Origin of the sequence: Pseudomonas sp. MSSRFD41, from assembly GCF_014230245.1 — a bacterium.
Classification (GTDB): Bacteria; Pseudomonadota; Gammaproteobacteria; order Pseudomonadales; family Pseudomonadaceae; genus Aquipseudomonas; species Aquipseudomonas piscis.
Genome location: NZ_JACKZK010000010.1, coordinates 89,028 through 101,814 on the forward strand (window position 1 = coordinate 89,028; position 12,787 = coordinate 101,814).

General features: G+C 64.4%; 9 protein-coding genes. 7 read left to right on the forward strand and 2 right to left on the reverse strand.

Annotated elements, in window-relative coordinates:
* Positions 1-4: 4 nt before the first annotated feature.
* Positions 5-541 (reverse strand): ATP-dependent zinc protease, encoded by a 537-nt coding sequence (locus H7A76_RS16940; RefSeq protein WP_185699563.1) that lies wholly within the window; start codon positions 539-541, stop codon positions 5-7.
* Positions 542-809: 268 nt separating this feature from the next.
* On the opposite strand from H7A76_RS16940, the gene H7A76_RS16945 reads away from it, so the two are divergent.
* The 6 genes from H7A76_RS16945 to prpD all read left to right on the forward strand — a co-directional run bounded on the left by H7A76_RS16945 (position 810) and on the right by prpD (position 9,316).
* Complete coding sequence (locus H7A76_RS16945; RefSeq protein ID WP_185699564.1) at positions 810-1,532, forward strand: GntR family transcriptional regulator; 723 nt, start codon at positions 810-812, stop codon at positions 1,530-1,532.
* Positions 1,529-2,413, forward strand: a complete 885-nt coding sequence (gene prpB / locus H7A76_RS16950; protein ID WP_185699565.1) for a methylisocitrate lyase — start codon at positions 1,529-1,531, stop codon at positions 2,411-2,413. Before H7A76_RS16945 ends, prpB begins: the two co-directional genes overlap by 4 nt.
* An 82-nt stretch (positions 2,414-2,495) precedes the next feature.
* The gene (prpC, locus tag H7A76_RS16955) at positions 2,496-3,653 is read left to right on the forward strand and encodes a 2-methylcitrate synthase (RefSeq protein ID WP_185699566.1); all 1,158 of its coding nucleotides are present in this window, start codon (positions 2,496-2,498) and stop codon (positions 3,651-3,653) included.
* A gap of 2 nt (positions 3,654-3,655) precedes the next feature.
* Entirely contained in the window at positions 3,656-6,268 is a 2,613-nt protein-coding gene (gene acnD / locus H7A76_RS16960) for a Fe/S-dependent 2-methylisocitrate dehydratase AcnD (protein ID WP_185699567.1), read from the forward strand.
* 61 nt (positions 6,269-6,329) lie between these two features.
* Positions 6,330-7,520: a 2-methylaconitate cis-trans isomerase PrpF gene (prpF, locus tag H7A76_RS16965; RefSeq protein ID WP_185699568.1), complete on the forward strand. Its 1,191-nt coding sequence runs from the start codon at positions 6,330-6,332 to the stop codon at positions 7,518-7,520.
* A 311-nt stretch (positions 7,521-7,831) separates the two neighbouring features.
* Positions 7,832-9,316: a 2-methylcitrate dehydratase gene (gene prpD, locus H7A76_RS16975; RefSeq protein WP_185699570.1), complete on the forward strand. Its 1,485-nt coding sequence runs from the start codon at positions 7,832-7,834 to the stop codon at positions 9,314-9,316.
* 81 nt (positions 9,317-9,397) lie between these two features.
* On the opposite strand, the gene H7A76_RS16980 is transcribed toward prpD, so the two are convergent.
* Complete coding sequence (locus tag H7A76_RS16980) at positions 9,398-10,216, reverse strand: pyruvate, water dikinase regulatory protein (protein ID WP_022643241.1); 819 nt, start codon at positions 10,214-10,216, stop codon at positions 9,398-9,400.
* Positions 10,217-10,391: 175 nt separating this feature from the next.
* Between H7A76_RS16980 and ppsA the strand changes: the two genes are divergently transcribed.
* Complete coding sequence (gene ppsA, locus H7A76_RS16985) at positions 10,392-12,767, forward strand: phosphoenolpyruvate synthase (RefSeq protein WP_185699571.1); 2,376 nt, start codon at positions 10,392-10,394, stop codon at positions 12,765-12,767.
* Positions 12,768-12,787: the final 20 nt, after the last annotated feature.

A 12,787-nucleotide genomic window follows, 5' to 3' on the forward strand; every position in this document is an offset into this window, starting at 1 on the left:
GGAATTACTCTGCGGTAAGAGCGGCGGTGGCGCAGGCAGGTTTGCCAGCAGCGTATTTAAGACTGGGGTCGACCAGCGCATCGAAACGCTTGAGGGCTTCGGAACCGATCAAAAGCGGGTATTGGAATGCACTACGGTCGGTCAAGTTCACTTCGATGCTGCGCAAGGCGCTGCCCATGCAGACTTGCAGGGCGATCACCGGGCGCGCGGTGTAGTTCTTGTCCTCATCGGGGTCGTAGTCGCCAGCGCGGCGCTTGATCTTGCTGACCCGGGCCAGGGGGCGTTCGATGGGGTGGGAGTGGGCGGTGTCGATGGCCAGGTAGAAGCGTACCCAGGACTCGCCATTGCGCTTGAAGCGCTTGATGTCGCGGGCGCTCAGCGAAGCGGTCTTGGCCCCGGTGTCGAGCTTGGCGGCGACCTCCAGGTCGATGCCCGCCAGTTGGGCATATTCATTCAAGCCGTAGACGGTCTTGCCGGCGGCGATGCCGGTGCCAGGCAGGAAGAATAGGCAGAGCAGGGGGAGAAGGGCCTTGAGAGTCATAGATCCTGGTGGTCGTGGGTTCTTCAGTTCAAGGCGACCGGCATTGCTGCGCAAGCTCCCTCGTGTGCGTGGCATAAAAAGCTGACAGGCCAATGCGGGCGGCATTCTAGCATGCTGGTTTGTTGGCGCCAGCGTCCGGGGCGGGCCATTTGTCTCGTTTGGAAAGTCATGAGTTCTTAGACGATTGTCGACAATATCTATTTTTCCTTTGACTGCGATGGGGCTATTGGCTAATTTTTGCCTCATTGATTTTAAAGGTGTCGACAATATGCTGGATCAACTGGAACCTTCGACGCCGGCCCAGGACGACTCCGAGACCCTCTCCGAAAACGTCTTCCGGCGTATCCAGGCGGCCATCGTCAAGGGCGAGATCGCCCCGGGCAGCAAGATCTCCGAGCCCGAGCTGGCCCGCACCTACGGCATCAGCCGTGGCCCGCTGCGCGAGGCCATCCATCGCCTGGAGGGCCAGCGCCTGCTGGTGCGCGTGCCCCATGTCGGCGCCCGGGTGGTTTCCCTGAGCCATGCCGAGCTGATCGAACTCTACGAAATCCGCGAGTCCCTGGAAGGCATGGCCTGCCGCCTGGCGGCCGAGCGCATGAGCGTGGCCGAGATCGACGAACTGCGCCGGGTGCTGGAGACCCACGAGCGCGATGCGGCGTTCCAGGCCGGGGTCGGCTACTACCAGCAGGAAGGGGACTTCGACTTCCACTACCGGATCATCCAGGGTGCGGGCAACCAGACCCTGACCAAGATGCTTTGCGGCGAGCTCTACCAACTGGTGCGCATGTATCGCCTGCAGTTCTCCAGCGTGCCGAACCGGCCGCGCCAGGCTTTCGCCGAACACCACCGAATTCTCGATGCCATCGCCGACCGAGACGGCGAACTGGCCGAGTTGCTGATGCGCCGTCATATCGGTGCCTCCAAGCGCAATATCGAGCGCCATTACCAGGAAGCGCTCGTCAACCCGTCCAAGACACGAGGTGAGTCATGAGTCAGAAAACCGCCGGCCAGCGCTTCCGCGACGCCATTGCCGAAGAACATCCGCTGCAGGTCATCGGCGCGATCAATGCCAACCATGCACTGCTGGCCAAGCGCGCCGGCTTCAAGGCCATCTACCTCTCCGGTGGCGGTGTCGCCGCCGGCTCCCTGGGCCTGCCGGACCTGGGCATCAACACCCTGGACGACGTGCTCACCGACGTGCGCCGCATCACCGACGTCTGCGACCTGCCGTTGCTGGTGGACATCGACACCGGTTTCGGCCCCAGTGCCTTCAACATCGAGCGTACCGTCAAGAACCTGATCAAGGCCGGCGCCGCCGCCGCCCACATCGAGGACCAGGTAGGCGCCAAGCGGTGCGGCCACCGTCCGGGCAAGGAAATCGTCTCCACCGAGGAAATGGCTGACCGCGTGCGTGCCGCCGCCGATGCCAAGACCGACCCGAGCTTCTTCCTGATCGCCCGGACCGACGCCATCCAGGCCGAGGGCGTGGACGCCGCCATCGAGCGCTGCCAGCGCTATGTGGAGGCGGGTGCCGACGGCATCTTCGCCGAGGCCGCCTACGACTTGCCGACCTACAAGCGCTTCGTCGATGCCCTCGATGTGCCCGTGCTGGCCAACATCACCGAGTTCGGCGCCACCCCGCTGTTCTCCCGCGATGAGCTGGCGTCGGTGGGCGTCGCCATCCAGCTCTACCCGCTGTCGGCCTTCCGTGCCGCCAACAAGGCGGCCGAGGCGGTCTACACCGCTATTCGCCGCGATGGCCATCAAAAAGAAGTCGTCGACCTGATGCAGACCCGTGCCGAACTGTACGACCGCATCGGCTACCACGCCTTCGAGCAGAAGCTCGACGCCCTGTTCGCTGCCAAGAAATGACCGGACCCGGGCCGCTCCCCGGGAGCGGCCTGCGGATATAACAAGACGCAAGCAACCGGATAAAAATGAGGAGATTCACGCGATGAGCCCCAGCGAAACCACCACCGCCTTCAAACCGAAGAAATCCGTGGCCCTGAGCGGTACCGCCGCCGGCAACACGGCCCTGTGCACCGTCGGCCGTACCGGCAACGACCTGCACTACCGCGGCTATGACATCCTCGACTTCGCCACCTCCTGCGAGTTCGAGGAAATCGCCCACCTGCTGGTCCATGGCAAGCTGCCGAACGTCGCCGAGCTGACGGGCTACAAGGCCAAGCTCAAGGCCCTGCGCGGCCTGCCGGCCGGGGTCAAGCTGGCACTGGAGCAACTGCCGCCGTCCGCCCACCCGATGGACGTGATGCGCACCGCCGTTTCCGTGCTGGGTTGCCTGTCGCCGGAGAAGGACGACCACAACCATCCGGGCGCCCGGGACATCGCCGACAAGCTGATGGCGAGCCTCGGTTCCGCGTTGCTCTACTGGTACCACTTCAGCCACAACGGCAAGCGCATCGACGTGGAGACCGACGACGATTCCATCGGCGGCCACTTCCTGCACCTGCTGCACGGCGAGAAGCCGCGCGAGTCGTGGGTGCGCGCCATGCACACCTCGCTGATCCTCTATGCCGAGCACGAATTCAACGCTTCTACCTTCACCTCGCGAGTGATCGCCGGTACCGGTTCCGACATGTTCTCCTGCATCGCCGGGGCCATCGGTGCGCTGCGCGGTCCCAAGCATGGTGGTGCCAACGAGGTGGCCTTCGAGATCCAGAAGCGCTACGACAACCCGGACGAAGCAGAAGCCGACATCCGCGCCCGCGTCGAGAAAAAGGAAGTGGTGATCGGCTTCGGCCATCCGGTCTACACCGTGTCCGACCCGCGCAACAAGGTAATCAAGGAAGTGGCCCGCGAGCTGTCCGCCGAGCAGAGCAACAGCAAGATGTTCGATATCGCCGAGCGCCTGGAATCGACCATGTGGGAAATCAAGAAGATGTTCCCCAACCTCGATTGGTTCAGCGCCGTCAGCTACCACATGATGGGCGTGCCCACCGCCATGTTCACCCCGCTGTTCGTGATCGCCCGCACTTCCGGCTGGTCTTCCCACGTCATCGAGCAACGCATCGACGGCAAGATCATCCGCCCGAGCGCCAACTACGTTGGCCCGGAAGACCTGAAGTTCGTGCCCCTGAAGGACCGCAAGTAATCATGAACAGCCAATACCGCAAGAACCTGCCGGGTACGGCGCTGGACTACTTCGACACCCGCGAGGCGGTGGATGCCATCGCTCCGGGTGCCTACGCCGGCCTGCCGTACACCTCCCGGGTGCTGGCCGAACAACTGGTGCGCCGATGCGACCCGGCGCAGCTCACCGACTCGCTGAAGCAACTGATCGAGCGCAAGCGCGACCTCGACTTCCCCTGGTACCCGGCCCGCGTGGTCTGCCACGACATCCTCGGCCAGACCGCGCTGGTGGACCTGGCCGGCCTGCGCGATGCGATCGCCGACCAGGGGGGCGACCCGGCCCTGGTCAACCCGGTGGTGCCGACCCAACTGATCGTCGACCACTCCCTGGCCGTGGAGTTCGGCGGCTTCGACCCGGACGCCTTCGAGAAGAACCGCGCCGTCGAGGAGCGCCGCAACGAGGACCGCTTCCACTTCATCGAGTGGACCAAGACCGCGTTCAAGAACGTCGATGTGATCCCCGCCGGCAACGGCATCATGCACCAGATCAACCTGGAGAAAATGAGCCCGGTGATCCAGGCGCGCGGCGGCGTGGCCTTCCCCGACACCTGCGTCGGCACCGACAGCCATACCCCCCACGTCGATGCGCTGGGCGTCATCGCCATCGGTGTCGGCGGCCTGGAGGCGGAGACCGTGATGCTCGGCCGCGCGTCGATGATGCGCCTGCCCGACATCGTCGGCGTCAAGCTCACCGGCAAGCGCCAGCCCGGCATCACCGCCACCGACATCGTCCTGGCCCTGACCGAGTTCCTGCGCAAGGAAAAGGTGGTGGGTGCCTACGTCGAGTTCTTCGGCGAAGGGGCCGACAGCCTGTCCATCGGCGACCGCGCGACCATCTCCAACATGTGCCCGGAGTACGGCGCCACCGCGGCGATGTTCTACATCGACCAGCAGACTATCGACTACCTCAAGCTCACCGGTCGCGAGCCGGAGCAGGTGGCCCTGGTGGAGAACTACGCCAAGACCACCGGCCTGTGGGCCGATGCCCTGGTCACTGCGGAATACGAGCGGGTGCTGACGTTCGACCTGTCCACCGTGGTGCGCAACATGGCCGGTCCGTCCAACCCGCACCGGCGCTTGCCGACCTCGGCCCTGGCCGAGCGGGGTATCGCCGACGAAACCAAGCTGGCCGCCGGCAAGGTCGAGCAAGCCGAGGGCCTGATGCCCGATGGCGCGGTGATCATCGCGGCGATCACCAGCTGCACCAACACCTCCAACCCGCGCAACGTGGTGGCTGCCGGCCTGGTGGCGAAGAAGGCCAACGCCCTGGGCCTGGTGCGCCAGCCTTGGGTCAAGACGTCCTTCGCGCCGGGTTCGAAGGTCGCCAAGTTGTACCTGGAAGAGGCCGGCCTGCTGCCGGAGCTGGAGAAGCTCGGCTTCGGCATCGTCGCTTACGCCTGCACCACCTGCAACGGCATGTCCGGCGCCCTGGACCCGGTCATCCAGCAGGAAATCATCGATCGCGACCTGTATGCCACCGCGGTGCTGTCGGGCAACCGCAACTTCGACGGCCGTATCCACCCCTACGCCAAGCAGGCGTTCCTCGCCTCGCCGCCGCTGGTGGTGGCCTATGCGATCGCCGGTACCGTGCGCTTCGACATCGAGCAGGACGTGCTGGGCCATGACCAGGCCGGCAACCCGGTGACCCTGAAGGACCTGTGGCCGAGCGACGAGGAGATCGACGCCATCGTCGCCGCCTCGGTGAAGCCCGAGCAGTTCCGCCAGATCTACATCCCGATGTTCGACCTCGGCACCGTCAAGGAGGCCGAGAGCCCGCTGTACGACTGGCGCCCGATGAGCACCTACATCCGTCGTCCGCCGTACTGGGAAGGCGCGCTGGCCGGGGAGCGCACGCTCAAGGGCATGCGCCCGCTGGCGGTGTTGCCGGACAACATCACCACCGACCACCTGTCGCCGTCCAACGCCATCCTGGCGGACTCCGCGGCCGGCGAGTACCTGGCGAAGATGGGCCTGCCGGAGGAGGACTTCAACTCCTACGCCACCCACCGTGGCGACCACCTGACCGCCCAGCGCGCGACCTTCGCCAACCCGCAATTGGTGAACGAGATGGCGGTGGTCGATGGCCAGGTGAAGAAGGGGTCTTTGGCCCGTGTCGAGCCCGAAGGCAAGGTCACGCGGATGTGGGAAGCCATCGAGACCTACATGGAGCGCAAGCAGCCGCTGATCATCATCGCCGGTGCCGACTACGGCCAGGGTTCGTCCCGCGACTGGGCGGCCAAGGGCGTGCGCCTGGCAGGCGTCGAGGCGATCGTCGCCGAGGGCTTCGAGCGCATCCACCGCACCAACCTGGTGGGCATGGGCGTGCTGCCGCTGCAGTTCCTGCCGGGCACCGACCGCAAGACCCTGGGCATCGACGGCACCGAGACCTATGACGTGATCGGCCAGCGCACTCCCCGGGCGCAGTTGACCCTGGTGATCCACCGCCGCAATGGCGAGCGGCTCGAGGTGCCGGTGACCTGCCGCCTCGACACCGCCGAGGAGGTGTCGATCTACGAGGCCGGCGGTGTGCTGCAGCGTTTTGCCCAGGACTTCCTGGAATCGGCCACAGCCAGTTAAGCGACGTACCGGGGGCGGGCCGCAAGGCGCCGCCCCCGGTCTTTATCAGGACCTGAAATCCATGGCATTTGTAGCGCAAATCAAGATTCCGGCCACCTACATGCGTGGCGGCACCAGCAAGGGTGTGTTCTTCAATCTGCAAGACCTGCCCGAGGCTGCGCAGCTACCCGGCGCGGCCCGCGATGCCTTGCTGCTGCGGGTGATCGGCAGCCCCGATCCCTACGACAAGCAGATCGACGGCATGGGCGGCGCCACCTCCAGCACCAGCAAGACGGTGATCCTGTCCAAGAGCATCAAGCCTGATCACGACGTCGACTACCTGTTCGGCCAGGTCGCCATCGACAAGCCTTTCGTCGACTGGAGCGGCAACTGCGGCAACCTGTCGGCGGCGGTGGGCTCCTTCGCCATCAGCAGCGGCCTGGTGGACCCGGCGCGCATTCCCTACAACGGTGTGGCGGTGGTGCGCATCTGGCAGGCCAACATCGGCAAGACCATCATCGCCCATGTGCCGATCACCGATGGCGCGGTCCAGGAGACCGGCGACTTCGAGCTGGACGGCGTGACCTTCCCGGCGGCGGAAGTGCAGTTGGAGTTCCTCGATCCGGCGGCCGAGGAGGAGGGCGCCGGCGGTTCGATGTTCCCCACCGGCAACCTGGTGGACGACCTGGAAGTGCCCGGGGTCGGCACCCTCAAGGCGACCCTGATCAATGCCGGGATCCCCACCATCTTCGTCAATGCGGCGGACATCGGTTATCGCGGTACCGAGCTGCAGGGCGTGATCAACGGCGACCCCAAGGCCCTGGCGATGTTCGAGACCATCCGTGCCCACGGCGCCTTGCGCATGGGCCTGATCAAGCACCTGGACGAAGCCGCGCAGCGCCAGCACACGCCGAAAGTGGCCTTCGTCGCTCCACCGGCTGACTACCAGGCCTCCAGTGGCAAGGCGATCAAGGCGGCGGATGTCGACCTGCTGGTGCGCGCCATGTCCATGGGCAAGCTGCACCACGCGATGATGGGCACCGCGGCGGTGGCCATCGGCACGGCGGCGGCGATCCCCGGGACCCTGGTCAACCTCGCGGCCGGTGGCGGCGAGCGTAGCGCCGTGCGTTTCGGCCATCCTTCGGGCACCTTGCGCGTAGGCGCCGAGGCAACCCTCGAGGCCGGCGAGTGGAGCGTGGTCAAGGCGATCATGAGCCGCAGTGCGCGAGTACTGATGGAAGGCTGGGTGAGAGTGCCTGGCGACACCTTCTAACAGGCCGTTGAAAAACTAGCTGCGTTGCCATCGCTGCGTTAAAAACAGGCTGGTGCGCCAGCCCGGTCAAAATGCTCATTTACCACTCGTAAACTGCGCTTTTTCGCCTGTTTTTGCCTTGCGCTGGCTGCCTCGCCTACATTTTTCAACGGTCTGTTAAGGACCGGCGGTGGCGAGGGAGCCCGCTCCCTTGCCACCGATGCCGTTATCGAATCATCGAGCAGACGCAGACCTGCGATGCCGTCATTGACCTGAACCTGCAGCCTGAGGAATCGACCTACCCATAACCCCGTCATTGGAGTGCACGATCCATGAGCGCCAACGTTGATCTGAACGACCGTCCCGATTACGACCCGGTTTTGCAGGACATCGCCGATTATGTCCTGGAGTATCGCGTCGACTCCCCCCTAGCCCTCGATACCGCCCGCCATTGCCTGATGGATACCCTGGGCTGCGGCCTGCTGGCATTGCGTTTTCCTGAATGCACCAAGCACCTGGGGCCGCTCGTCGAGGGCACCGTGGTGCCCCATGGCGCCCGCGTGCCGGGTACCAGCTATCGCCTGGACCCGGTGAAGGCCGCCTGGGATATCGGCTGCATCGTGCGCTGGCTCGATTACAACGACACCTGGCTGGCGGCAGAGTGGGGGCACCCGTCGGACAACCTCGGCGGCATCCTGGCCGTGGCCGATCATCTTTCGCAGAAGCGTGTGGCCAACGGCGAGGCGCCGCTGAGCATGGGCGATGTGCTGCGGGCGATGGTCATGGTCCACGAGATCCAGGGTGTGCTGGCCCTGGACAACTCCTTCAACCGTGTCGGGCTCGACCATGTGCTGCTGGTGAAGGTCGCCTCCACGGCCGTTTGCGCTCGCTTGATGGGGGCCAATCGCGAGCAACTGCTGGCCGCGCTGTCCCATGCCTTTGTCGACGGCCAGGCGCTGCGCACCTATCGCCATGCGCCCAATGCCGGGTCGCGCAAGTCCTGGGCGGCGGGGGATGCCTCGAGCCGCGGGGTGCGCCTGGCGGACATGGCCCTGCGCGGTGAAATGGGCATTCCCGGAGTGCTCAGCGCGCCGCAGTGGGGCTTCTACGATGTGCTGTTCAGCCATGCCAACAAGGACCTTTCGCTCAAGCCTGAGGACCAGCGGCGCTTCAGCCTGCCCCAGGGGTACGCCAGCTACGTGATGGAAAACATCCTGTTCAAGATCAGCTTCCCGGCCGAGTTCCATGCGCAAACCGCCTGCGAAGCGGCGGTGGCCCTGCACCCGCTGGTGCGCGATCGGTTGCAGGAGATCGAGCGGATCGTCATCACCACCCATGAGTCGGCGATCCGCATCATTTCCAAGGTCGGGCCGCTGGCCAATGCCGCCGATCGCGACCACTGCCTGCAGTACATGACCGCCGTACCCCTGGCGTTCGGCACCCTGGTGGCCGAGCACTACGAGGATGATTTCCACGCGGCGCACCCGATCATCGACCAGTTGCGCGACAAGATGCAGATCGTCGAGGACCCGCGCTACACCCGGGAATACCTGGAGGCCGACAAGCGCTCGATCGCCAACGCGGTGCAGGTGTTCTTCGCCGATGGCAGCTGCACCGAGCAGGTGGCGGTGGAATACCCCATTGGCCACCGCCGGCGGCGGGCCGAGGGCATCCCGTTGCTGGAGGACAAGTTCAAGGCCAACCTGGCGACGCGCTTCAGCGCCCAGCGCTCGGCGCAGATCTTCGAGTTGTGCAAGGACCCGGCACGGTTGTCGGCCACGCCGGTGCAGCGCTTCGTCGATCTGCTGGTGATTTGAAACCGCGATGCAGGCAGCGCCGGGTGCGCTGCCTGCCGATGGACGCCGTGGCCGCAAAGGCCCTGGGAATGGGGGACGGCTTTACTTGAAACGGCGTTCGACGCCTTTTTCCACGAGGATCTTGGCCGAGATTTCCTCGACGGAGAAGTGCGTGGAGTTGATGTGCGGGATGTTTTCCCGGCGCAGCAGGTTCTCGACTTCCCGCACCTCGAATTCGCACTGGGCGAAGCTGGAATAGCGGCTGTTGGGCTTGCGCTCGTTGCGGATCGCGGTGAGGCGGTCGGGGTCGATGGTCAGGCCGAACAGCTTGTGCTTGTGCGGGCGCAGCGCGTTGGGCAGTTGCAGGCGCTCCATGTCTTCTTCGGTGAGCGGGTAGTTGGCCGCGCGGATGCCGAACTGCATGGCCATGTACAGGCAGGTCGGGGTCTTGCCGCAGCGTGACACGCCCACCAGGATCAGGTCGGCCTTGTCGTAGTAGTGGGTGCGGGCGCCGTCGTCGTTGTCCAGGGCGAAGTTCACCGCCTCGATCCGCTCCATGTAGTTGGAGTTGTGGCCGATGGAGTGGGATTTGCCCACGGAGTAGGAGGAATGCTCGCTCAGCTCCTGTTCCAGGGGGGCGAGGAAGGTGGAGAAGATATCGATCATGAAACCATTGGACGTGGCGAGGATCTCACGGATGTCCTGGTTGACGATAGTGTCGAAAATGATCGGTCGATACCCGTCTTTTTCGGCGGCTATATTGATTTGCTGTACCATGGCCCGCGCTTTTTCCATGCTGTCGATATACGGCCGCGTGAATTTGCTGAACGTAATGTTCTCGAACTGCGCCAGAAGGCTCTGGCCGAGGGTTTCCGCTGTGATACCGGTACCGTCGGAGATGAAGAAGGCAGATCGTTTCATTTGCGGCTTGGGCCTTAAGCTAGTGACGATTCTTGGATATGATAGGCGCGATTTGTCGGCCGGGAATGGCCCGCATTCTCACTTATTTTCCAGGTCCAGGCCATATGACGGGCAGATGCACCCCTGAAGCAGCCCGTTTCTGAGCTTTTCCAACACAGTTAGTGGAGAGATCACCTTGGTAGAGTACGTAGTTTCCCTCGATAAGCTCGGCAAACACGATGTTGAGCATGTGGGGGGCAAGAACGCATCCCTGGGCGAGATGATCAGTAACCTCGCGGGTGCCGGCGTCTCGGTCCCGGGTGGCTTCGCCACGACCGCCCAGGCATATCGGGACTTTCTCGAGCTGAGCGGTCTGAACGACCAGATCCATGCCGCGCTCGACGCGCTGGATGTCGATGACGTGAATGCCCTGGCCAAGACCGGCGCACAGATCCGCCAATGGATCATGGACGCCGAGTTCCCCGAGCGCCTCGACGCGGAAATCCGCAAGGCCTTCGCCGCGCTGTCGGCGGGCAACCCCGAGATGGCCGTGGCCGTGCGCTCCTCGGCTACCGCCGAAGACCTGCCGGATGCCTCCTTCGCCGGCCAGCAAGAGACCTTCCTCAACATCCGTGGCGTGGACAACGTGATCCGCGCCGCCAAGGAAGTGTTCGCCTCGTTGTTCAACGACCGCGCCATTTCCTATCGCGTGCACCAGGGCTTCGACCACAAGCTGGTGGCCCTGTCCGCCGGTGTGCAGCGCATGGTCCGTTCGGAAACCGGTACCGCCGGGGTGATGTTCACCCTGGACACCGAGTCGGGCTTCCGTGACGTGGTGTTCATCACCGGCGCCTACGGCCTGGGCGAAACCGTGGTGCAGGGCGCCGTCAACCCTGACGAGTTCTACGTCCACAAGAACACCCTGGCCGCCGGCCGTCCCGCGATCCTGCGTCGCAACCTGGGCAGCAAGGCGATCAAGATGATCTACGGCGACGAAGCCAAGGCCGGTCGCTCGGTGAAGACCGTGGACGTGGACAAGGCCGATCGCGCACGTTTCTGCCTGACCGACGCCGAGGTCAGCGAGCTGGCCAAGCAGGCGATGATCATCGAGAAGCACTACCAGTGCCCGATGGACATCGAATGGGCCAAGGACGGTGACGACGGCAAGCTGTACATCGTGCAGGCCCGCCCGGAAACCGTGAAGAGCCGTACCCAGGCCAACGTGATGGAGCGCTACCTGCTCAAGGAAAAAGGCACTGTCCTGGTGGAAGGCCGTGCCATCGGCCAGCGCATCGGCGCCGGCAAGGTGCGGATCATCAAGGACGTGTCGGAGATGGACAAGGTCCAGGCCGGCGACGTGCTGGTTTCCGACATGACCGACCCGGATTGGGAGCCGGTGATGAAGCGCGCCAGCGCCATCGTCACCAATCGCGGCGGCCGTACCTGCCATGCGGCGATCATCGCCCGTGAACTGGGCATTCCGGCGGTAGTGGGCTGCGGCAACGCTACCGAGCTGCTCAAGGATGGCCAGGGCGTGACCGTATCCTGCGCCGAAGGCGACACCGGCTTGATCTTCGAGGGCGAGCTGGGCTTCGACGTCAAGCAGAACTCCGTGGACGCCATGCCGGAGCTGCCGTTCAAGATCATGATGAACGTCGGCAACCCGGACCGCGCCTTCGACTTCGCCCAGCTGCCGAACGCCGGTGTGGGCCTGGCCCGCCTGGAATTCATCATCAACCGCATGATCGGCGTGCACCCCAAGGCGCTGCTGAACTACGCGGGCCTGCCACAGGACATCAAGGACAGCGTCGACAAGCGTGTCGCCGGCTACCACGATCCGGTGGACTTCTACGTCGACAAGCTGGTCGAGGGCATCAGCACCCTGGCCGCGGCATTCACCCCGAAGAAGGTCATCGTGCGCCTGTCGGACTTCAAGTCCAACGAATACGCCAACCTGATCGGCGGCAAGCTCTACGAGCCGGAAGAAGAAAACCCGATGCTGGGCTTCCGCGGGGCGTCGCGCTACATCAGCGAATCCTTCCGCGATTGCTTCGAGCTCGAGTGCCGTGCCCTCAAGCGCGTGCGCAACGAGATGGGCCTGACCAACGTCGAGATCATGGTGCCCTTCGTGCGGACCCTCGGCGAAGCCAGCCAAGTGGTTGATCTGCTCGCGGAAAACGGTCTCAAGCGGGGCGAGAATGGCCTGCGCGTGATCATGATGTGCGAACTGCCGTCCAACGCGATCCTGGCCGAGGAGTTCCTGGAGTACTTCGATGGCTTCTCCATCGGCTCCAACGACCTGACCCAGCTGACCCTGGGCCTGGACCGTGACTCCGGCATCATCGCCCACCTGTTCGACGAGCGTAATCCGGCGGTCAAGAAACTGCTGGCCAACGCCATTGCGGCCTGCAACAAGGCTGGCAAGTACATCGGTATCTGCGGCCAGGGCCCTTCGGACCACCCTGACCTGGCCAAGTGGCTGATGGAGCAGGGCATCGAAAGCGTTTCGCTGAACCCGGACTCGGTACTCGAGACCTGGTTCTTCCTGGCCGAGGGCCAGGGCGCCGCATAATCGGTGAGTGCAGGCCCGGC